Source organism: Bradyrhizobium sp. HKCCYLR20261 (assembly GCF_051168435.1).
GTDB lineage: Bacteria > Pseudomonadota > Alphaproteobacteria > Rhizobiales > Xanthobacteraceae > Bradyrhizobium.
The window spans coordinates 34625-56082 of sequence record NZ_JBNPUZ010000025.1; the positions used below are offsets into that span (position 1 = coordinate 34625).

16 protein-coding genes are annotated in these 21458 nt (G+C 65.5%); 11 read left to right on the plus strand and 5 right to left on the minus strand.

Annotation, left to right across the window (positions count from 1 at the left end; translation table 11 throughout):
• Positions 1 to 56 precede the first annotated feature (56 nt).
• Together ACQR1L_RS32925 and ACQR1L_RS32930 are read right to left on the minus strand one after the other, a co-directional pair.
• On the minus strand, positions 57 to 1061 hold the full coding sequence (locus ACQR1L_RS32925; RefSeq protein ID WP_434862065.1) for an alpha/beta fold hydrolase: 1005 nt from the start codon (positions 1059 to 1061) through the stop codon (positions 57 to 59).
• A 134-nt stretch (positions 1062 to 1195) separates the two neighbouring features.
• The gene (locus ACQR1L_RS32930) at positions 1196 to 1456 is read right to left on the minus strand and encodes a DUF6489 family protein (protein WP_006613360.1); all 261 of its coding nucleotides are present in this window, start codon (positions 1454 to 1456) and stop codon (positions 1196 to 1198) included.
• Between the two features lie 526 nt (positions 1457 to 1982).
• On the opposite strand from ACQR1L_RS32930, the gene ACQR1L_RS32935 reads away from it, so the two are divergent.
• The 10 genes from ACQR1L_RS32935 (at position 1983) to ACQR1L_RS32980 (ending at position 13972) form a co-directional block, all read left to right on the plus strand.
• A complete protein-coding gene (locus ACQR1L_RS32935; protein ID WP_434862066.1) occupies positions 1983 to 3578 on the plus strand; it encodes an ABC transporter substrate-binding protein in 1596 nt (531 codons plus the stop codon).
• A 109-nt stretch (positions 3579 to 3687) separates the two neighbouring features.
• Positions 3688 to 4668, plus strand: coding sequence for an ABC transporter permease (locus ACQR1L_RS32940; protein ID WP_434862067.1), 981 nt, complete (start codon positions 3688 to 3690; stop codon positions 4666 to 4668).
• 2 nt (positions 4669 to 4670) lie between these two features.
• Positions 4671 to 5639 carry an ABC transporter permease gene (locus tag ACQR1L_RS32945; RefSeq protein WP_434862068.1) on the plus strand — a complete coding sequence of 323 codons (969 nt, stop codon included), beginning with the start codon at positions 4671 to 4673 and terminating at the stop codon, positions 5637 to 5639.
• Between the two features lie 31 nt (positions 5640 to 5670).
• Positions 5671 to 6654: an ABC transporter ATP-binding protein gene (locus ACQR1L_RS32950; protein WP_434862069.1), complete on the plus strand. Its 984-nt coding sequence runs from the start codon at positions 5671 to 5673 to the stop codon at positions 6652 to 6654.
• Positions 6651 to 7658: an ABC transporter ATP-binding protein gene (locus ACQR1L_RS32955; RefSeq protein WP_434862070.1), complete on the plus strand. Its 1008-nt coding sequence runs from the start codon at positions 6651 to 6653 to the stop codon at positions 7656 to 7658. The genes ACQR1L_RS32950 and ACQR1L_RS32955 overlap by 4 nt, the downstream gene beginning before the upstream one ends.
• 138 nt (positions 7659 to 7796) lie before the next feature.
• Positions 7797 to 9599 (plus strand): gamma-glutamyltransferase family protein, encoded by a 1803-nt coding sequence (locus ACQR1L_RS32960; RefSeq protein ID WP_434862071.1) that lies wholly within the window; start codon positions 7797 to 7799, stop codon positions 9597 to 9599.
• Positions 9600 to 9608: 9 nt separating this feature from the next.
• Complete coding sequence (locus tag ACQR1L_RS32965; protein WP_434862072.1) at positions 9609 to 10319, plus strand: DUF1028 domain-containing protein; 711 nt, start codon at positions 9609 to 9611, stop codon at positions 10317 to 10319.
• A 123-nt stretch (positions 10320 to 10442) separates the two neighbouring features.
• Positions 10443 to 11915 carry an ABC transporter substrate-binding protein gene (locus ACQR1L_RS32970; RefSeq protein WP_434862095.1) on the plus strand — a complete coding sequence of 491 codons (1473 nt, stop codon included), beginning with the start codon at positions 10443 to 10445 and terminating at the stop codon, positions 11913 to 11915.
• A 223-nt stretch (positions 11916 to 12138) separates the two neighbouring features.
• Positions 12139 to 13080, plus strand: a complete 942-nt coding sequence (locus ACQR1L_RS32975) for an ABC transporter permease (RefSeq protein WP_434862073.1) — start codon at positions 12139 to 12141, stop codon at positions 13078 to 13080.
• 61 nt (positions 13081 to 13141) lie between these two features.
• Positions 13142 to 13972: an ABC transporter permease gene (locus ACQR1L_RS32980; protein WP_434862096.1), complete on the plus strand. Its 831-nt coding sequence runs from the start codon at positions 13142 to 13144 to the stop codon at positions 13970 to 13972.
• Between the two features lie 231 nt (positions 13973 to 14203).
• On the opposite strand, the gene ACQR1L_RS32985 is transcribed toward ACQR1L_RS32980, so the two are convergent.
• From ACQR1L_RS32985 to ACQR1L_RS32995, 3 genes are all read right to left on the minus strand, one after another.
• The gene (locus tag ACQR1L_RS32985) at positions 14204 to 17299 is read right to left on the minus strand and encodes a MexW/MexI family multidrug efflux RND transporter permease subunit (RefSeq protein ID WP_434862074.1); all 3096 of its coding nucleotides are present in this window, start codon (positions 17297 to 17299) and stop codon (positions 14204 to 14206) included.
• 84 nt (positions 17300 to 17383) lie between these two features.
• Entirely contained in the window at positions 17384 to 18574 is a 1191-nt protein-coding gene (locus ACQR1L_RS32990) for an efflux RND transporter periplasmic adaptor subunit (RefSeq protein WP_434862075.1), read from the minus strand.
• A 1-nt stretch (position 18575) separates the two neighbouring features.
• Positions 18576 to 19262 carry a TetR/AcrR family transcriptional regulator gene (locus tag ACQR1L_RS32995; protein WP_434862097.1) on the minus strand — a complete coding sequence of 229 codons (687 nt, stop codon included), beginning with the start codon at positions 19260 to 19262 and terminating at the stop codon, positions 18576 to 18578.
• Between the two features lie 269 nt (positions 19263 to 19531).
• On the opposite strand from ACQR1L_RS32995, the gene ACQR1L_RS33000 reads away from it, so the two are divergent.
• Positions 19532 to 20752 (plus strand): cytochrome P450, encoded by a 1221-nt coding sequence (locus tag ACQR1L_RS33000; RefSeq protein WP_434862076.1) that lies wholly within the window; start codon positions 19532 to 19534, stop codon positions 20750 to 20752.
• Positions 20753 to 21458: the final 706 nt, after the last annotated feature.

The following is a 21458-nucleotide window of genomic DNA, read 5'->3' on the forward strand; positions in this document are numbered from 1 at the left end:
GTCGCCAATTGCTTGGCGGCTTTCCCGCCGTCCGTCTGACAACGAACCGCCCTGCCCTACCCGAACCTACGCCTTCGCCATTCGATCAGCTTGGCGCTGACCTCTTCGGGCTGCTCCTGCTGCGTCCAATGGCCGCTGTCGCGGACGAGGTGCTTCTCGAGGTCCGGCACCAGCTTCTCCATTCCGTCAGCCGCCGAGGGCGGCAGCACGGCGTCGTTCTCGGCCATGATCATCAGCGACGGCACCCGCACGGTGTGGTCGAGTTCTTCCGATCGCAGCCAGTTGCGGGTCATGTTGCGATACCAGTTGATGCCGCCCGTGAAGCCGGTGTGCGAGAACGTCTCGACGAACACCTGCTTCTCGTCATCTGACAGGATTGGCCGCCGCTTATCCTGGGCGGGGTCATAGGCCGCGATCATCTGGGGGAACGCCAGATTGAGCGAGGGCGACGCCGCGATCCCGCCGGCCGGCGGCTCGGTCGATGGAGGATCGTTGCGCGGCAGCGGCTTGCGCATGAAGGCGTCGAAGGTCTGCTCGACGCGGCTGCCAAAGATCCGGTCGGGCTCGCGCGCGGGATCCTGGAACTGCACGATGTACATCATGTCGCCGAAACGCTTGCGCATGATGGCAATCGGATCGGCGGGCGCGCGCGGCAGATGCGGCGTGTTGATGCCCACCACGCCGGCGACGCGATCCGGATGGCGCAGCGGCATCTGCCAGACGACGAAGCCGCCCCAGTCGTGGCCGACGAAGATCGCCTTGTCGATTGCGAGATGATCCAGCAGTCCGACGAGGTCCGCGGTGAGATGTTCGAGATCATAGGCCTCGACTGGCTCCGGCCGGTCGGTGGCGCCATAGCCGCGCTGGTCCGGCGCAATGACGCGGATGCCGGCATCCGCCAGCGCCTTGATCTGGTGCCGCCAGGAGAAGGCCAGTTCCGGCCAGCCATGGCAGAGGATCATCGGCGGCCGATCCGTCGCCGGGCCCGCCTCGTAGAATCCCATCCGTATGCCGTTCGTCTGCGCGAATTGCAGCGGCGGCATCCCAATCGGATCGCTCATGCAACCTCCCTGAATGGGTCAGCCGGCCTATGCTGGCCAGTCTGACGACGGCAAGGAGGCTTGCTCCGAGCCTGCTGGTGTGGCGCGCCTCGCCCCGCGAGTTCCGCGCTGATGTCGCCGAGGACCGCTTTCGGTCAGGCCGACTTCTTGTCGCTCGACCGGCTGCCGCCGAGGCCCGTCATGGTCAGCATCAGGTCCTGAAACCGCTCAGCCAGGCGCGGATCGAAGGTGAACCAGCTCTGCATGATCGCCTCCGGCGTCAGCTTGTCGATATTGCTGGTCATCTGGTGCTGCAGCCGGTCCATCACCGCCGACTGCATCGGACCGACATCGGGAAGTCCGAAAAACTGCCGCGCCTCGAGCGGGGTGCAATCGATCTCGATATTGACTTTCATATCCGCTCCGCGCTGTTCAAACGACGCCCACACCGTCTCCCGCCATGTCCCGGTACCGCAAGGTGTCCCGGACTCGGCAGGTCAGGCGTACAGTATCACCGCGCGAGCCCCCCTCTAGCAAGCGGCGCGTTGCTGCAGGTGCGCAATTCCCGGGAGATGGTCAATCCAGGCGCCGCCGTGTCGCGACCGGGTCGCCGCGTGCGCTGCACAGCGGCGCCAGCCCATAACCATATCGTTTAGGCTTAAACAAACTGCACTTGTGTGCCGCCGATGAACTCTGGCAACATGATTCCATCGATGTGCCGCTGGTCATACGGCGCACCGCCAGCCGACAGTCTCCGGATCGCTCCGTTCCGGTGCGGCATCAGACTTGCAAGCATATCGCCCGGCGTCTTGTTGTTTCTTGAAGTTCGTGCAAGAGGCGCTGCAGACTTCACGAACTTCGAGTCAAGAACTTCAAGCAAGGCAGGCCGGATCAATCGCGCCTGCCGCGAAAACAAGCGTCAAACGCGGAGAATTTGGACATATGTCGGGACGCAAATCCCTGCTCATCGCGGCGGCGGTGGCATTCGGCCTCGCCGTCATGCCGGCTTCGGCCCAGACCCTGCGCTATGCCAACCAGGGCACTCTGAAGTCGCTCGATCCCTACACCTTCAAGGAATCGACCACGATTGCGCACCACGCCCACGTCTATGAGGGGCTCACCGCGCGCGACAAGGATCTCAAGATCATCCCCGCGCTGGCCGAGAGCTGGGAGACGCCCGAGCCGACCCGCTGGCGCTTCCACCTGCGCAAGGGCGTCAAGTTCCACAACGGTGAACCCTTCACCGCCGACGACGTGATCTTCTCCGCCGAACGCGTCCGCGCCACCGGCTCGAACTTCCTGTCGAACGTTCCACCCGACGCGAAATTCATCAAGGTCGACGACTACACCGTCGACGTGAAGCTCGATGCGCCCAATCCCATCCTGATCTCGCAGTGGGACACGTGGTACATCATGAGCAAGAAGTGGTGCGAGGAGAACAACTCCGTCGCGCCGACGCCGGTGTCGGCAACTACGCCGAGCTACGCCGCGCTGCACGAGAACGGCACCGGCCCCTTCATCATCGAGAGCCATCAGCCGGGCGTGAAGACCGTGTTCAAGGTCAATCCGAACTGGTGGGGCAAGCCCGAGCATAATCTGAAGGAGATCGTGTTCACCACCATCTCCTCCGACGCCACGCGCGTCGCCGCGCTGTTGTCGGGCGAGGTCGACATCATCGAGCCGGTTCCCGTGCAGGACATCGGCCGCGTCGATTCCAGCCCGAACGCGCAGGTCCTGAAGGGACCGGAGCTGCGCACCATCTTCCTCGGCATGGACCAGACCCGCGACGAGCTCTTGTACTCGAACATCAAGGGCAAGAACCCGTTCAAGGACGTCCGCGTCCGCGAGGCCTTCTACAAGGCTGTCGACGTCGAGCTGATCAAGACCCGCGTCATGCGCGGCCTGTCGACGCCGTCGGCGCTCATGATCGCCCCCGAGCTGTTCCCGCTGTCCAAGGAGTTCACGCGGCCGAAATACGATCCCGACGCCGCCAAGAAGCTCCTGACCGAAGCCGGCTATCCCGACGGCTTCGAGGTGACGATGGACTGCCCCAACGATCGCTACGTTAACGACGCCGCGATCTGCCAGGCCGTCGTCGGCATGCTCGCCCGCATCGGCGTCAAGGTGAGCCTGAACGCGCAGCCCAAGGCGCAGTACTTCGCCAAGGTGCTGAAGCCGGGCGGCTACAACACCTCGTTCTTCCTGCTCGGCTGGACCCCCTCCTCGATGGACGCGCACAACGTGATGCACGACATCATGGGCTGCCGCGAGGACCCCAAGGATCCGACCCGCGGTGAAGCCAATCTCGGCAACTACTGCAACAAGGAGTTCGACGCGCTGACCGACAAGGTGCTGGTCGAGACCGACACCGCCAAGCGCAATCAGCTGATCAAGCAGGCGTTCGAGATCGGCATCAAGGACTACGGCTACATCCCGCTGCACCAGCAGGCCGTCGCCTGGGGCGTCTCGAAGAAGGTGAAGATCCCGCTGCGCGCCGACAACGCCGTGCTGCTGTTCCTCGCCACCAAGACCGAGTAGTCGATACCGCACGCCAAAGTCCCGGAAAGCAGAACTGCTTTTCGGGACTTTTCATTTCCTGCGGCAGGTGCTACCCGCCGCCGCGTCTCGCAAGTCCTGAAAGGGTCAGATGCTCGCCTTCGCGCTTCGCCGAGCGATCCAGGCCATCGGCGTGATGATCGCCGTCGGAATCATCTCGTTCGCCATGTTCCGCTTCGCCGGCGACCCGGTGAACCAGCTGGTCGCCATCGATGCCTCGGCGGCGGAGCGCGCCAGCATCCGCGAATCCCTGGGTCTGGACGATCCTTTCATCGTGCAGTTCGGCCGCTATCTCTACAATGCGGCCCAGTTCAAGTTCGGCGTGTCCTACCAGTTCCGGCAGCCGGTCTCGGATCTCCTCAAGGAGCGGATGCCCGCGACGCTGGAGCTTGCGATCTGCGCGACCATCCTGTCACTCTTCTTCGGCATCCTCATGGGCGTGTTCTCGGCCCTGCGCCGGGACTCGCTGCTGGCCAAGCTGTTCCAGATGGTGTCGCTGATCGGCATCTCACTTCCGACCTTCCTGATCGGCATCCTCTTGATCTACCTGTTCTCGGTGACGCTCGGCTGGCTGCCCTCGTTCGGCCGCGGGGACGTCGTCAAGCTCGGCTGGTGGAGCAGCGGCCTGTTCACATTGTCGGGCTGGAAAGCGCTGATCATGCCCTCGATCACGCTCGGCCTGTTCCAGATGACCCTGATCATGCGGCTGGTGCGCGCCGAGATGCTGGAGGTGCTGCGCACCGACTACATCCGCTTCGCCCGCGCCCGCGGCCTCACCACCCGCGCCATCCATTTTGGCCACGCCCTGCGCAACACCCTAGTGCCGGTCATCACCGTGGTCGGCCTGCAGTTCGGCTCGGTCATCGCCTTCTCCATCATCACCGAGCAGGTGTTCCAATGGCCGGGCATGGGCCTCTTGTTCGTGCAGGCGGTGCAGAATGTCGACATCCCGATCATGGCGGCCTATCTGATGATGGTGTCGCTGATCTTCGTCACCATCAATCTCGTGGTTGATATCCTCTATACCGTGGTCGATCCGCGCCTGCGCGCGACCATCAGCCGTCCGGCATGATCATGAGCGACGCAGCCCTGCCCCACCCCGCCCCCACCGAAGCGCCGCACGGAGCCGCGGATGGCTGGCTGAAGCGCGCGCTCGCCAGCGACCTGTTCTATTCGTTCCGGCGCTCCAAGCTCACCGTGGCGGCGGCCGTGATCACGCTCGTGTTCTTCCTGCTCGCGATCTTCGCGCCGCTGCTGTCGCCGCAGAACCCGTTCGATCCCGCGCAGCTGCAGCTGCTGAACTCGCGCATCTCGCCGCTATGGACCGCCGACGGGCAGAGCCCGTTCCTGCTCGGCACCGACGAGCAGGGCCGCGACGTGCTCTCGGCCATCCTCTACGGCCTGCGCATCTCGCTGCTGGTGGGCATTCTCGGCGTCGTGTTCTCCGGCGCGCTCGGCATTACGCTCGGTCTCGTCGCCGGCTATTTCGGCGGCCGCGTCGACACCGTGATCATGCGCATCGCCGACGTGCAGCTCACCTTCCCGCCGATCCTGATCGCGCTGCTGGTCAACGGCATCGCCAAGTCGGTCTCCGGCAATCACCTGGAATGGCTGAGCATGCTGGGCGTTCTCGTGTTCGCCATCGGCCTCTCCTTCTGGGTGCAATATGCGCGCACGGTGCGCAGCTCCGTGATGGTCGAGAAGAACAAGGACTACGTCGCGGCAGCGCAACTGATCGGCCTGCCGGCGCCGGTCATCATGCTGCGCCACGTGCTGCCCAACACGACAGGCCCGGTGCTGGTCATCGCGACCATCAATCTTGCGCTCGCGATCATCACCGAGGCGACCTTGTCGTTCCTCGGTTCCGGCATGCCGGAGACGATGCCCTCGCTCGGCACCCTGATCCGCATCGGCAACAACTATCTGTTCGCCGGTGAATGGTGGATCGTCGCCTTCCCCGGCATCGCGCTGGCCGGGCTGATCCTGTCGATCAACCTGCTCGGCGACTGGCTGCGCGACGCGCTCAACCCGAAACTGCGATGACCCCGCTCCTGCGTATGAAGGTCTCAACCTCATGACCGCCCCCGTTCTGTCCGTGCGCAACCTGCAGGTCGAGTTCGAGACAAGGCGCGGCACCCTGCGCGCGATCGACGGCGTCTCCTACGACATCGCCAAGGGCGAGGTGCTCGGCGTGGTCGGCGAATCCGGCGCCGGCAAGTCGGTCACGGGCCTTGCCGTGATCGGCCTGATCGACCGTCCCGGCCGCATCTCCGGCGGCGAGATCCTGCTGTCCGGCCTGCGCATCGACAATCTCCCGCCGGAGGAGATGCGCAAGGTGCGCGGCAAGCGCATCGGCATGATCTTCCAGGACCCGCTGACCTCGCTCAATCCGCTGTACCGCGTCGGCGACCAGATCATCGAGACCATCAAGACCCACACCAATCTCACCGACCAGCAGGCGCGCAAGCGCGCCATCGACCTGCTCGCCGAGGTCGGCATCCCCGCGCCCGAGAAGCGCATCGACGGCTATCCGCACGAATTCTCCGGCGGCATGCGCCAGCGCGTCGTGATCGCGCTCGCGCTGTGCGCCGAGCCCGAGCTGATCATCGCCGACGAGCCGACCACCGCGCTCGACGTCTCCGTGCAGGCGCAGATCATCTCGCTGATCAAGCGGCTCGGCCGCGACCACGGCACCGCCGTGATGCTGGTGACCCACGACATGGGCGTGATCGCCGAGACCTGCGACCGCGTCGCGGTGATGTATGCCGGCCGCGTCGCCGAGATCGGCCCGGTGCAGGAGGTCATCAAGAACCCGCTGCACCCCTACGCCAAGGGCCTGATGGGCGCGATCCCGACTCTCGCGGGCGAGGACAAGCGGCTGGTGCAAATCCCCGGCTCGATGCCGCGGCTGTCGGCGATCCCCGCGGGCTGCTCGTTCAATCCACGTTGCAACGCCGCCTTCGACCGCTGCCGCATCGACCGGCCCGATCCGCTTCAGCGGGGCACGCAGGCGGTCGCCTGCCATCTGTATGATCGCGCGACGGAGACCGCGGCATGAGCGATTTCGTCGAGGTCAAGGATCTCCGCCGGGTGTTCGACGTCTCGAAACCCTGGCTCAACCGCGTGATCGAACGCCAGCCTCAGGAATTCCTGAAGGCGGTCGACGGCGTCAGCTTCGGCATCCGGAAGGGCGAGACCTTCGCGCTGGTCGGCGAGTCCGGCTCCGGCAAGACGACGGTCGCGCGCATGGTGGTCGGGCTGCTGGCGCCGACCTCTGGCGAGGTTATCATCGACGGCGTGTCGATGAGCGAAGCACGTCAGGCGCAGGCGCGGCGCAAGCTGCGCCGGCGCATTCAGATGGTGTTCCAGGATCCCTATGCCAGCCTCAATCCGCGCTTCCGCGTCGAATCCATCATCGCCGAGCCGATCCGCGCCTTCAACGTGATCGAGGGCGAGCGCCAGATCAAGAACCGCGTCGGCGAGCTCCTGACGCTGGTCGGCCTGCATCCGGATGACGGCCAGAAATTCCCTCACGAATTTTCCGGCGGCCAGCGCCAGCGCATCGCGATCGCGCGCGCACTCGCCTCGGAGGCCGACTTCATCGTCTGCGACGAGCCGACCTCGGCGCTCGACGTATCCGTGCAAGCGCAGATCCTCAATCTGATGCGCGACCTGCAGGACAAGTTCGGCCTGACCTATCTGTTCATCAGCCACAATCTCGCGGTCGTTCGCCACATGGCGAGCCGCATCGGCGTGATGTATCTCGGCCGCATCGTCGAGATCGCCGAAGGGCGCCAACTCTTCAACGATCCGCGCATGCCCTACACCAAGATGCTGCTCGGCGCGGTGCCGGATCTCTCGATGTCCGGCCGCCAGCGCATCCCGGTCAAGGGCGAGATCCCGAACCCGATCAATCCGCCGTCCGGCTGCACGTTCAATCCGCGTTGTCCGCTCGCGTTCGATCTGTGCCGGCAGAAGTCGCCGGAGTTGATCGGCGGCGTCGCCTGCCACGCAGTGAACCAGCCGGCTGACAGTACCGTTGTGACGGCATCGGTTGCGTGAAGCGAGACGACGGAATTCAAATGGGTCGTCATTGCGAGGAGCGAAGCGACGAAGCAATCCAGGGGCCCCATCCTGGGCCCTGGATTGCTTCGCTGCGCTCGCAATGACGACCACTAGCTACACAGATCAAAGGGCGCCATGAGCTTCATCAATCCCGATCCCTTTACGACCCGCCCCGAGATCGACGGTACCTTCGGCGTCGTCACGTCCACGCACTGGCTCGCGACCGCGGTCGGCATGGCGATGCTGGAGCGCGGCGGCAACGCGTTCGACGCCGGCGTCGCGGCCGCCTTTACCTTGCAGGTGGTCGAGCCGCATCTCAACGGCCCCGGCGGTGACGTGCCGATCATCCTGCACGACGTGAAGCGCGGCAGCACCGAGGTGATTTGCGGCCAGGGCCCCGCACCGGCAGGCGCCACCATCGCGCACTACAAGCGCGAGGGCCTCGACATGGTGCCCGGCACCGGACTGCTCGCGGCCTGCGTTCCCGGCACCTTCGACTCCTGGATGTTGCTGTTACGCGACTACGGCACGATGCGGCTGCGCGACGTGCTGGAGCCGGCGATCTCCTACGCCCGCGACGGCTACCCGCTGGTCGAGCGGGTCTCGGCGACCATCCAGACCGTCGAGCAGCTGTTCAAGTCGCATTGGCCGACCTCGGCCGCGCTGTATCTGCCGAACGGCGAAGTCCCGCGTCCGGGCACGCTGTTCACCAATCCCAAGCTCGCCGAGACCTACGCGCGGATCCTCAGCGAAGGCGAGAGCGCGGGTGGCGACCGCGATGCGCAGATCGAGCGCGCGCGGAGAGCGTGGTCGCAAGGCTTCGTCGCCGAGGCGATCGACCGCTTCTGCCGGACGCAGGAAGTGATGGACGTCTCTGGATCGCGCCACAGGGGCGTGCTGACCGCCGACGACATGGCGCGCTGGCAGCCGACCATCGAAGCTCCTCTGACTTATGAGTACGGCCGCTACACCGTCTGCAAGGCCGGCGTCTGGAGCCAGGGTCCGGTACTCTTGCAGCAACTCGCGCTGCTCAAGGGCTTTGCGCTCGACGGCCTCGACCCGACCGGCCCCGATTTCATCCATTGGCAGATCGAGGCTGCGAAGCTCGCCTTCGCCGATCGCGAGGCGTTCTACGGCGATCCGAACTTTGCCGACATCCCGATCCAGACGCTGCTGTCGGATGCCTATAACGACGAGCGGCGCAAGCTGATCACGCAGAAGGCGTCGCTGGAACTGCGGCCCGGCAAGCTCGACGGCTACGGCGCCGAGGTGAAGCTGCGCGAGGCGGCAGGCAACCGCGAGGCGGTCGGCGCGATGGGTTCGGGCGAGCCGACCGTCGGCCGCTTCGGCGAGGTGCGCGGCGACACCGTGCATTTCGACATCATTGACCGCGACGGCAACATGATCTCGGCGACGCCGTCCGGCGGCTGGCTGCAATCCTCGCCGGTCATCCCCGAGCTCGGCTTCTGCCTCGGCACCCGCGCGCAGATGTTCTGGCTGGAGGAGAATCATCCGGCTGCGCTGGTGCCCGGCAAGCGGCCACGCACGACCTTGTCGCCGACCATGGCGCTGCGTGACGGCGAGCCCTACGTCGCCTGGGGCTCGCCCGGCGGCGACCAGCAGGACCAGTGGAACACGCAGTTCTTCCTGCGCCACGTCCATGCCGGCATGAACCTGCAGGAATCGATCGACGCGCCCGCGTGGCACTCCGAGCATTTCCCGATCTCTTTCTGGCCGCGCACTGCCCGCCCCGGCGTCCTCGTGGTCGAGGGCCGTGTGCCGAAAGCGACCGTCGAGGAGCTGCGCCGCCGCGGCCATGTCGTCGAAGTCGGCCCGGACTGGTCGGAGGGCCGCCTGACGGCCGCTTCGCGAGTCGGCCGCCGCCGCCGCGCCGCAGCCAATCCGCGGGGCATGCAGGGCTACGCCGCGGGACGCTGAGGGCCGACGATGACCTGGTCGATCATTGCCAAGGACGATGCCACCAGCCGGATCGGCATCGCTGTCGCCACGCGCTTCTTCGCCGTCGGCGCACGCGTGCCATTCATCGTCGCCGGTCGCGGCGGCATCGCCACGCAGGCGCTGGTCAATCCCTACTACGGCATCGACGGCGCGACGCTGCTGCGCGATGGCCGCCACCCGCGCGAGATCGTGCAGCTCCTCACAGCAGCCGATCCCGGCCGCGAGAGCCGGCAGGTTCACATCCTCGATCTCAACGGCCAGATCGCGGCGCATACCGGCCGCGACTGCATCGACTGGTGCGGCCATCTCGAAGGCCAGGGCTTTTCGATCGCCGGCAACATGCTCGCCGGCCCGCAGGTGCTGAACGAGACTGCGAACGCGTATCTCGCCAACAGCGCCCTGCCCTTCGCCCAGCGCCTGATCGCGGCGATGAAGGCCGGCGAGGCAGCCGGCGGCGACAAACGCGGCAAGCAGTCGGCCGCACTGCTCGTGCACGGCAAGGACGAATGGTCGGAGCTCGATCTGCGCGTCGACGATCACGCCGATCCGCTTACCGAGCTCGAACGTCTGGAGGGCGTGAGCCGCAAGCATTGGGCGGTGTTCCGCCAGTTCATGCCGACGCGCGACAATCCGGCTGGCGTCACCGATCGCGCAACGATCGATGCCGGCATCGCGGCGGCGCTCGCGAACCCGACTTGAGTTCCGGAAGGACCGCCTCTGAGCGGGGTTGGTATGGATAGTGCAACGACAGTGGCTGCATTTCGTAGGGGACTTCGTATGCTGAGGAAGAACTGGTGCTTGGCCGCTCTCGCGGCTGTTCTCATGGCCTCCTGCGCGACCGCCGTGCAGGCGCAGACCACATTGCGCATCGGTCTCGCCGAGGACCCCGACGTGCTCGATCCGACCATGGCGCGCACCTATGTCGGCCGCATCGTCTTCGCGGCAACCTGTGACAAGCTGTTCGACATCGACGAGAAGCTCAACATCGTGCCGCAGCTCGCGCTGTCGCACGAGACCTCCGCCGACGGCAAGGAGGTCACGATCAAGCTGCGTCCCGGGGTGAAGTTTCACGACGGCGAGCCGTTCGACGCCGAAGCGGCAAAATTCTCGATCGATCGCCACCTCACCTTCCCCGGCTCGTTCCGCAAGCCCGAGCTCGCCTCGGTCGATCATGTCGACGTGGTTGATCCTCTCACCATCAAGCTCGTGCTGAAGGCGCCGTTCTCGCCGCTGATCGCCCAGCTCACCGACCGCGCCGGCATGATGGTGTCGCCGAAGGCGGCCAAGGAGGCCGGCGACAAGTTCGGCCTGCGCCCGGTCTGCGCCGGTCCGTACAAATTCGTCGAGCGCGTCCAGCAGGACCGCATCGTATTCGAGAAGTTCGCCGACTACTGGAACAAGGACAACGTCTTCATCGACAAGATCGTCTACCAGCCGATCGTCGATGCCACGGTGCGGCTGGCCAACCTGAAGTCCGGCGGCCTCGACCTGATCGAGCGCGTGCTCGCGACCGACATCAAGGACGTCCGCGCGGACTCCAAGCTCGCGCTGTCGACGGCGATCGAGCTCGGCTATCAGGGCATCACGCTCAACATCGGCAAGGACAAGGCCAAGGGGCCGCTCAGCCAGTCCGCCAAGGTGCGGCAGGCGCTGGATCTCGCGATCGATCGCGAGGCGCTGAACCAGGTGGTGTTCAACGGCGAGTTCATGCCGGGCAACCAGTGGGTCAATCCCTCGCATCCGTATTATCAGAAGGCGTTCCCGATCCGCGCGCGCGATGTCGAGAAGGCCAAGGCGCTGTTGAAGGAGGCCGGCGTCACGCTGCCGGTCGCGGTCGACTTCCTGGTGCCGAAGGGCGCCGAGACCGAGGCGGTCGCCCAAGTCGTGCAGTCGATGGCCGCCGAGGTCGGCTTCGACATGAAGATCCGGGTGACGGAGTTCGCGACCTCGCTGAAGCAGGCCGAGTCCGGCGACTATCAGGCCTACATGCTGTCCTGGAGCGGCCGCATCGATCCCGACGGCAACAGCTACGTGTTCATGCACAGCAACGCGCCGCAGAACTACAGCGTCTGGGCCAATGCCGACGCCGACAAGGCGCTGAACGACGCCCGCCTCATCACCGACATGGCGCAGCGCAAGGCGCTGTACGAGAAGCTCGCCAAGCTCGAGATCGAGGAGGAGCCGATCCTCTACCTCTACCACCGCCGCATCCTGATCGCGCACACCAAGAAGCTGGAGGGCTACAAGCAGATGCCAGACGGCCTCGTGCGTCTGATCGGGCTGAAGCTGAAGTGAGCGGTCGGTTGGCCCCTGGTCATTGGGACGCGATGTCGGCGCTCCGCACTCGCTCTGCTCCCTCCCCCCTTGTGGGGGAGGGTTGGGGTGGGGGGTACCACGAACTCCCATCTCGCTTGGGGTCCCCCCCTCCCTGTCCCTCCCCCACAAGGGGGGAGGGAACGCTGGGAGCGCGACCGGCCTTTCATCGCACGCATGAGCATTGCGCCGCGAGGCCTGGCACATGCTGACCTTCCTCGCCCGCCGCCTCGCGCAGATCATCCCGACCCTGATCTTCGTCTCGATCCTGATCTTCTCGCTGCAGCAGCTGCTGCCCGGCGACCCTGCCCTCGTGATGGCCGGCGAGGAGCGTGATCCCGCGGTCATCGAGCAGATCCGCAAGCAGTATCGCCTCGATCAGCCCCTGCCCGTCCAATACGGCTATTGGATCAAGGGCGTTCTGTCCGGGGACTTCGGCGAGTCCTTGCGCATCAAGATGCCGGTGCGCGATCTCATCCTGCAGAAGCTGCCGGTGACGTTGCAGCTCGCCTCCATGGCGATCGTGATCGCGTTTCTGATCGGGATTCCCGCCGGCATCATCTCCGCGGTGAAGCGCGGCACCGCGTGGGACTACGCCGCCAATCTGTTCGCGCTGTGGGGCATCTCGACGCCCAACTTCTGGCTCGGGATCATGCTGATCTTCGTGTTCTCGATCCAGCTCGGCTGGCTGCCCGCCTCGGGCTATGTCTCGCTCGCCGAGGACTGGCGCGCCAGCCTCGCGGCGACGATCATGCCGGCCTTCGTGCTCGGCAACGCCATCGCCGCGATCCTGATGCGCCACACCCGCAGCGCCATGCTTCAGGTGCTGAGCAGCGACTATATCCGCACTGCGCGCGCCAAGGGCATTTCCGAACGCCAGGTCATCCTGCGCCACGCGCTGCGCAATGCGCTGACGCCCGTCATCACGCTCGGCGCGCTCGAGCTCGGCACGCTGCTCTCCGGCGCCGTGCTGACCGAGCAGATCTTCTCCATCCCCGGCTTCGGCAAGCTGATCGTCGATGCCGTGTTCAACCGCGACTACGCCGTCGTGCAGGGCGTCGTGCTGGTCACCGCCACCGTCTATATCATGCTGAACCTGATCGCCGATCTCGCTTACGTCCTCGTCAATCCGCGGCTGAGGAGCTGACATGGCCGAGACCACGCTCTCAGCACCGGGCATCCGCACGCTTGCCCCGCTCGAGCGGCCGATCCAGCGCACCTGGCGCCGCCTGGTCAAGCGCAAGGGAGCCATGGTCGGGCTCGGCCTGATCACGGCCTTCATCCTGCTCGCACTATCAGCGCCGCTGGTGGCGCCCTACGATCCGATCAAGACCAGCTGGGCGCTGGTCCGCAAGGCGCCATCGGCGGCGCATTGGTTCGGCACCGACGATCTCGGCCGCGACGTGCTGGCCCGCGTCATCTACGGCGCGCGTGCCTCGCTGATGGCCGGCGCGATCTCCGTCGTCATCGCGCTGGCGATCGGCGTGCCCATCGGCATGATCGCGGGCTATCGCGGCGGCTTCATCGACGCGCTGATCAGCCGCATCACCGACGCGATGCTGGCCTGCCCGTTCCTGATCCTGGCGATCGCGCTCGCCGCGTTCCTCGGGCCGAGCCTCGGCAACGCGATGATCGCGATCGGCATCTCGGCAACCCCGATCTTTGTCCGGCTGACCCGCGGCGAGGTGCTGAGCGTCAAGGTCGAGGAATATGTCGAGGCCGCGCGCAGCGTCGGCGACACCGACCTGCAGATCGCGGTCAGGCATATCCTGCCGAACATCATGCCGGCGCTGCTGGTGCAGGCAACCCTGTCGGTCGCCGCCGCCATCATCGCCGAGGCCGCGCTGTCGTTCTTAGGGCTGGGGCAGCAGCCGCCGGCGCCGTCCTGGGGCAGCATGCTCAACGCCGCCCAGCGCTTCCTCACCAACGCGCCGTGGATGGCGATCTGGCCGGGCCTCGCGATCTTCCTGGTCGTGCTCTCGCTCAATCTGCTCGGCGACGGCCTGCGCGACGCGCTGGATCCGCAGCAGGAAGAGTGAGGCAACGCCGGCGCTTCACCCTCCGCCGTCGTCCCGGCCTCCGAGCCGGGACCCATAGCCACCGTCGGTCATTGTTGGGCGGAGAAGGTCACTCCGCGCCTGCCCCACACCACGGCCTGTGGTTATGGGTCCCGGCGTTCGCCGGGACGACACCAGGGGGTGTCGAGAAACCGCCCAAACAAAAAGGCGGCTGCCGAGGCAGCCGCCTTTGATGTGTTAGGAGCGCCCGCCTCACGCCGCCTTCGCGTGCTCCGTCTCCGCATCGAACTGCGCGATCTCCTTGGCGCGCTGCGACTTGGCGGCGGCCTGGTGGTCGGTGGCGATGACGGTGTAGACGGCCGGCAGCACGAACAGCGTGAACAGCGTGCCGATCGACATGCCGGCGACGACGACGAGTCCGATCGAGAAGCGGCTGGCGGCGCCGGCGCCCGACGCCGTCAAGAGCGGGATCAGGCCGGTGACCATCGCGGCGGTCGTCATCAGGATCGGCCGCAGGCGGATGCGCGCGGAGGTCTCGATCGCCCTGCGGCGATCCATCCCTTCGCTCAGCTGCAGCTCGTTGGCGAACTCCACCATCAGGATGCCGTGCTTGGTGATCAGGCCCACCAGCGTGAGCAGGCCGACCTGGGTGTAGATGTTCATCGTCGCGAGGCCGAAGAACAGCGGGATCAGCGCGCCGACGATCGCCATGGGCACGCTGATCATGATCACCAGCGGGTCGCGCAGGCTCTCGAACTGCGCCGCCAGCACCAGGAAGATGATGATCAGCGCGAAACCGAAGGTGATGGCGAGCTGATTGCCCTCCTGGACGTATTGGCGGGCGTCGGCGAGATAGTCGTGGCTGAAGCCCGACGGCAGGTTCTTGGCCTGCTTCTCCAGGAAGTCGACCGCCTGGCCGACCGTGACGCCAGGCATCGGCACCGCCGAGAACGTCGCCGAATTGAGCTGGTTGAAATGGGTCAGCGAGTTCGGATCGGTCGCGGTCTCGATGTTGACCACCGTCGACAGCGGCACCTGCTGGCCCGTCGCGCTCGCGACGTAGTAGCCGGCCAGCGAATCCGGCGACAGCCGCTTGTCGCGCGGCACCTGCGGAATCACCTGGTAGGAACGGCCCTCGAGGTTGAAGCGGTTGATGTAGTTGCCGCCGAGCAGCACCGCGAGCGTGTTGCCGATCGACTGCATCGTGATGCCAAGATCGCTCGCCTTGCTGCGGTTGATCCAGACCTTCACCACCGGCTGATTGAAATCGAGGTCGCTGTCGGAGACGATGAAGATGCCGCTCTTGCGCGCCGCGTCCTTCAGCTTGGCCATCTGCTCATAGACGGCCTGGAAACCGCTGGTCGAGCTGATCACCATCTGCACCGGCAAACCGCCGGGGCCGCCCGGCAGAGCCGGCAGGTTGAAGGCGAAGGCGTTGATGCCCTCGATCTTCGACAGCTCCGCCTGCACCAGCGGCTTCAGCTTGATCGAGGAGCGCGTGCGCTCGTCCCACGGCTTGAGCAGCATGCCGGCGAAGCCACCCTGCGGGCCCTGGATGCCGTTCAGGATGAAGCGCAGGTCGGTCTCGGGGAATTTCGCGAACGCCTTGTCGACCTTGTCGGTGTAGAAGTTGATGTAGTCGATATTGGCGTATTTCGGCGCCTTTGTGATCGAGAACACGATGCCCTGATCCTCCTCAGGCGCCAGCTCCTTGGACGTGTGCATGTAGAGGAAGCCGACCAGGCCGAGGATCGTCAGCGCGAACAGGCCGGTCACCGGCCGGTAGTCGAGCGAACGGTCGAGCTGGCGGCCGTACCAGTTGGTCATCGAACCGAACACGCGGTTGACGAGGCGCGCGAAGCGGCCCTCATCGGCGCTCTTGAGCAGCACCGAGCACATCATCGGCGACAGCGTCAGCGCGATGACGCCGGAGACGATGACCGAGCCCGCGAGCGTGAAGGCGAATTCGCGGAACAGCGAGCCGGTGAGGCCGCCGAGGAAGCCGATCGGCGCGTACACGGCGGCGAGCGTGATGGTCATCGAGATGACGGGACCGACGATCTCGCGCGCGCCCTGCAGCGCCGCCTGCACCGGTGTCTTGCCCTCCTCCAGATGGCGATGGATGTTCTCCACCACGACGATCGCGTCGTCGACGACGAGGCCGATCGCGAGCACCATGGCGAGCAGGGTCAAGAGGTTGATGGAGAAGCCGAGCGCCAGCATCAGCGTGCAGACGCCGATCAGGGACAGCGGGATCGTCACCACGGGAATGATCACCGAGCGCAGCGACGCCAGGAACAGGAAGATCACGATGATGACGATCAGCACGGCTTCGCCGAGCGTGTGCTCGACCTCGTCGATCGACGACTGGATGAACTTGGTGGAATCGTAGGCCACCTTCATCTTCATCGACGGCGGAAGATTGCGCTCGAGGTCGGGGAACAGCGCGCGCACGCCCTTGACGATGTTGAGCGGGTTGCCTTGCGGCGTGGCGTCGACGCCGATGAAGATCGCGCGCTCGCCGTTGAAGGCGACGCTGGCGTCGGTGCTCTGCGCCGCGAGCTCGACGGTCGCGATGTCCTCCATGCGGACGAAGCCGCCGTCCTTGGCCTTGACGATCATCCGCTTGAACTGGTTGACGTCGGTCAGGCCGGTATTGGTGGTGACGTTGGAGACGATGAAGTAGCCCTTGGACTGGCCGGCGGCGGACTGGAAGTTGTTGGCGGCGATGGCCTGCGCGACATCCGTCGGCGAGACGTTGCGGCCGGCCATCTTCTCCGGGTTGAGCCAGATGCGCATCGCGAAGGTCTGGCCGCCGAGAATGTTGGCGGCGGCGACGCCGTCGACGGTCGACAGCACCGGCTGCACCACGCGCGTCAGATAGTCGGAGATGGCCGAGCCCGACAGCTCCTCGCTGGAGAAGCCGAGATACATCACCGAGGTCGTCTGCCCCGTGCTCTTGGTGACGATCGGGTCGTTGGATTCCTTCGGAATGAGGTAGCGGACCGAGTTCACCTTGGCGAGCACCTCGGTGAGCGCCTGGTTCGGATCGAAGTTGAGCTTCACGAACACCTGGATGGTGCTGGTGCCCTGCACCGAGGACGAGGTGATGTAGTCGACGCCTTCGGCCGAGGCGACCGCCTGTTCCAGCGGCGTGGTGATGAAGCCCTGGATCAGGTCGGCGGACGCGCCGGGATAGACCGTCGTGACGTTCACGACCGTGTTCGACAGTTTCGGATATTGCCGGATCGGCAGCTCGAACGCGGCGCGCAGGCCCAGCAGCAGGATGAGCATGCTGACCACGACGGCCAGAACCGGACGCTTGATGAAGATATCGGTGAAACGCATCGCGGCAATCCCGTCAGCAGACGTCAGGTGAGGACCGAACGGGCCGCCTGCTCGCGGCGGCCCGGCTTTGGCTCAGAGGTTCGCTCAGTAGCGCGGCGGCTTCGCCGGCACCGGCGGCGGCGGATCGGTCGAGATCGCAACCGCGGCGCCCGACTGGATCTTGAGCTGGCCGACGGCAACGACGCGGTCGCCATCCTTCAGGCCCTTCAGGATCACGGCGCGGCCGTTGATGCGGTCGCCGGTCTGCACATAGGTGCGGTCGGCCGTCAGAGTGACCTTGCCGTCGTCGGCTTTCTTCTCGTTGATGACGAAAACGGAGTCGCCATACAGCGTGTAGTCGACCGCGGTCTCCGGCACCGTCAGCACCGGCGGCTTGTCCGGCAACACCACGGTGGTGGTCGCGAACATACCGGGCTTGAGGATGTGCTCGGGATTGGCGATCGTCGCCTGCACGCGGATATTGCGCGTGTCGGTCGCGATCTGCGGCTCGATCGTGGTGATCTTGCCCTCGAAGGTCTTGCCCGGATAGGCGTCGACGCCGATGCGCACGGTCTGCCCGACCTTGAGCTGGCCACTGTCCTTTTCGGTCACCGTGAAGTTGACCCAGAGCTGCGACAAATCGGTGAGCGACACGATCTGCGTGCCGGCCGACAGATACTGGCCGACCTCGACCTTGCGGACGCCGAGATCGCCGTCGAACGGCGCGCGCACCAGCTTCTGCGCGATCAGCGCCTCGGTCTTGGCGACGCCCGCCTGCGCCTGGTCGTAGGCAGCCTGGGCCTGGTCCACGGTCGCCTGCGGGCCGAACTGGCGCGAGGCGAGCTGCTTGGCGCGGTCCAGCGAGAGCTGCGCCACCGTGACCTGGGCCTTGTAGTTGGCGAGATCGCCCTGCTCCGGCGCGTCGTAGAGCTGCACCAGCGGCGTGCCCTGCTTCACCGTCGTACCCGGCGTGAACATGATCTCGGTGATGCGGCCGGAGGCGTCCGAGGTGACATTGACCTGGTGCACGGCGGCGAGGTCGCCGACGGCGGTCAGCAGGTTCGGCACGGTCTCCGTCGACGCCGTGGCGGCGGTGACGTTGAGCGGCGGCGGCTTCATGTTGGCGAAGAACTGCGCGATCATCTTGTCGCGGAACATGTTGAACCACACGAAGCCGCCGACCAGCGCCGCGAGCAGAGTGCCGACGATGATGAACCACAGCACCGGGCGGGTGCGCTTGCGCGGCTTGTCGTCGATCGGCTTGCCTGAGAGCTTGGGTTCCGTCGCAATGTTCATGTCATGCACTTTCTGCCGTCGCCGGCCGGGCCGGAGGTTGCGACAATTCGTGATCGAGATGGTACGCAATGGCGGCGTCGGTCACTCCGATGCCGCGCAGGATGAACTCACTGAGCTGGCGCTCGAGGCGATCAGCGGTTCCATAGGCCAGACACGGTGTCGAGGGAAGCCGGGTCAGAGCCGTCATCAACACGGTGTGGTGCGCGAACCAGAACAGGTCGAGCGGCGCCGCCCCGAGCCTCACAGCCTCACCACACCCAATCGCGCTTTCCAGGGAGTTAACGAACTGGGCGCCGATCAGATCATGGATCTTCGTATACAGCAGCCGGGCGAATTCGCCATCGTCGAGATGGCTCGACGCCATCAGCCGCAGCCGCTGCTCCTCTTCCTCGTTGGGTCCGTCGGCGATGCCGAGGAAGTGCTGGACCATGCCGGCCATCAGCTTGACCAGCGTGGCGGTCGAAGGTTCCTGCCCGAGCAGCATCTCGAAGTCAGGGTCCGCCTCGCACTCCTCGGTGAGGATCTCGGCATAGAGCGCAGCCTTCGACGCAAAATGCTTGAACAGCAACGCTTCGGAGATTGCCGCCGCCGCAGCAACGCTCTTGGTCGTCGTACCGGCATAGCCATGTCGCGCGAAGCAGCGTTTGGCCGCGCCGAGGATCAGTTGCCTCCGGAGATCGCTTGTCATGCGCAAACTGGACATCGCCCGTGAGTAAATACTCACTTGATCCATGTCAAGAAACATGCCGCGGCGCAGCGGAAACGGTTGGCCAAGTATTTGATTCGTTGGAAACAAAGCGTCCGCGCCGGAGGCAATAATGTACCTTTGCATCAAGGCGGTTCTGCGGCACGCCCCGGTGGTGCGTGGACAGGCTCACACCGTCAGGCGGATTTTCTTCCCCCGCCGGCCGTGCGACGGTCGCGTCAACAAACCAGAATCGGCCGGGAGAACCAGGGATGACCGACGACGCCGCGCTCGCCGACGATTTCGACCTCGAACGCCTGACGCCTGCGTTCTACACCGATCCCTACCCCACCTATCGCGCGCTGCGCGAGCATGCGCCGGTCAAGCGCCTGCGCAACGGCTCCTACTTCCTCACCCGCTACGATGATCTCGTCACCGCCTACAAGGTGACGAAGACGTTCTCGTCCGACAAGAAGCGCGAGTTCGCGCCGAAATACGGCTCGTCGCTGCTCTACGAGCACCACACCACGAGCCTCGTCTTCAACGATCCTCCGGCGCATACGCGCGTCCGCCGCCTGATCATGGGCGCGCTGTCGCCGCGCGCGATCGCCGAGATGGAGCCTGCGCTGATCGCGCTCGTCGACGGGCTGCTCGACCGGATCGTCGCAAAAGAGACGTTCGAGCTGATCGAGGATTTTGCCGCGGCGATCCCGATCGAGGTGATCGGCAATCTGCTCGGCGTGCCGCATGAGGAGCGCGCTCCCTTGCGGGACTGGTCGCTCGCCATTCTCGGCGCGCTGGAGCCGGTGCTGACGCCCGCGCAGTTCGCCCGCGGCAACCAGGCTGTCGGCGATTTCCTCGCCTATCTCGAAACGCTCGTCGCGCGCCGCCGCGCGGCGCCGGGCAATCCGGAGCGCGACGTGCTGACGCGGCTGATCCAGGGCGAAGCCGACGGCGAGCGTCTCAGCGAGAAGGAGCTGCTGCACAACTGCATCTTCCTGCTCAATGCGGGCCACGAGACCACGACCAATCTGATCGGCAACGGCCTCGTGCTGCTGTGCCAGCATCCGGAAGAGCGGCGAAAGCTGATCGAGGCGCCGGCCTTGATCCGCACCGCCGTCGAGGAGATCCTGCGCTACGAAAGCTCCAACCAGCTCGGCAACCGCATGACGACAGAGGCCGTCGAACTCGGCGGCGTCAGGCTCGACGCCGGCACCTCCGTCACGCTCTGCATCGGCGCCGCCAACCGCGACCCCGCCCAGTTCGACGACCCCGAACGCTTCGACATCACCCGCCTCGCCAACCGCCACCTCGCCTTCGGCACCGGCGCTCATCAATGCGCCGGCATGGCGCTGGCGCGGCTGGAGGGCGCGGTGGCGATCGCGCGGTTTGTGAACCGGTTTCCGAACTATCAGCTCGCAGGCGAGCCGGTGCGCGGCGGGCGAGTCCGGTTTCGCGGGTTTGCGAGCGTGCCGTGTGTCGTTGAGGGGTAAGGAAGATCGCAGTAGCCCCCCCCAAATGCGCTCGGTCCCGAGCCGATATCGGCAGCTATTCGGCTCGGTGTCATTCCGGGGCGCGCGCAGCGCGAGCCCGGAATCCATAACCACAGGATGCCGTGTGAGGCACGCACGGAGTTGCCAGCTCGCCTGACGACATCGCTCCGTGGCTACGGATTCCGGGCTCATTCGCGCTGTTCCAAAATGGCTACGCCATTTTGCGCGCGAATGCCCCGGAATGACGAACTCTCCAAGAACGTCGCTGCGGCGAATGCAGAACACGATCCCTTACCTGCACCGCATTCGACGTGCGTCAAAACAGATTGTTCAGGAACCAGCTCAAGGACATCACCCGTCCAGTCCGTCCAGCTGCAAAAAACTACTTTCTTTTTTCCAGAAATTATGATTGTATATCCCCATCCCGTCTCACAAGAGGGACGCTTCGCGGTCGTCACGAACGTCGAGGCGGGATGCGGTGGGCGTGTTGGTGCTGCGGCGTGGCTTGCCACCCGGACGAACGGCAGCGATGCGCACGGTCAAGTCGCGTGGTCCTGACACCCCGATGCTGGTGTCCAGCGCAATGCGCGCAAGCGCATTGTCGCGATACGGTGGCCAGAAAGCCCGGCGCACCGGGGAGAGCGCGAAGCAGCCGTCAAACCATCGCGCGGGGAATGCCGGGTGGTCTCGGCTGAACCTGTGGTAC

Bases quoted from the DNA above. Each gene is read 5' to 3' on its own strand.
- ACQR1L_RS32925 (WP_434862065.1), bottom strand. From the start codon at position 1,061: ATGAGCGATCCGATTGGGATGCCGCCGCTGCAATTCGCGCAGACGAAC.
- ACQR1L_RS32930 (WP_006613360.1), bottom strand. From the start codon at position 1,456: ATGAAAGTCAATATCGAGATCGATTGCACCCCGCTCGAGGCGCGGCAG.
- ACQR1L_RS32935 (WP_434862066.1), top strand. From the start codon at position 1,983: ATGTCGGGACGCAAATCCCTGCTCATCGCGGCGGCGGTGGCATTCGGC.
- ACQR1L_RS32940 (WP_434862067.1), top strand. From the start codon at position 3,688: ATGCTCGCCTTCGCGCTTCGCCGAGCGATCCAGGCCATCGGCGTGATG.
- ACQR1L_RS32945 (WP_434862068.1), top strand. From the start codon at position 4,671: ATGAGCGACGCAGCCCTGCCCCACCCCGCCCCCACCGAAGCGCCGCAC.
- ACQR1L_RS32950 (WP_434862069.1), top strand. From the start codon at position 5,671: ATGACCGCCCCCGTTCTGTCCGTGCGCAACCTGCAGGTCGAGTTCGAG.
- ACQR1L_RS32955 (WP_434862070.1), top strand. From the start codon at position 6,651: ATGAGCGATTTCGTCGAGGTCAAGGATCTCCGCCGGGTGTTCGACGTC.
- ACQR1L_RS32960 (WP_434862071.1), top strand. From the start codon at position 7,797: ATGAGCTTCATCAATCCCGATCCCTTTACGACCCGCCCCGAGATCGAC.
- ACQR1L_RS32965 (WP_434862072.1), top strand. From the start codon at position 9,609: ATGACCTGGTCGATCATTGCCAAGGACGATGCCACCAGCCGGATCGGC.
- ACQR1L_RS32970 (WP_434862095.1), top strand. From the start codon at position 10,443: ATGGCCTCCTGCGCGACCGCCGTGCAGGCGCAGACCACATTGCGCATC.
- ACQR1L_RS32975 (WP_434862073.1), top strand. From the start codon at position 12,139: ATGCTGACCTTCCTCGCCCGCCGCCTCGCGCAGATCATCCCGACCCTG.
- ACQR1L_RS32985 (WP_434862074.1), bottom strand. From the start codon at position 17,299: ATGCGTTTCACCGATATCTTCATCAAGCGTCCGGTTCTGGCCGTCGTG.
- ACQR1L_RS32990 (WP_434862075.1), bottom strand. From the start codon at position 18,574: ATGAACATTGCGACGGAACCCAAGCTCTCAGGCAAGCCGATCGACGAC.
- ACQR1L_RS32995 (WP_434862097.1), bottom strand. From the start codon at position 19,262: ATGACAAGCGATCTCCGGAGGCAACTGATCCTCGGCGCGGCCAAACGC.
- ACQR1L_RS33000 (WP_434862076.1), top strand. From the start codon at position 19,532: ATGACCGACGACGCCGCGCTCGCCGACGATTTCGACCTCGAACGCCTG.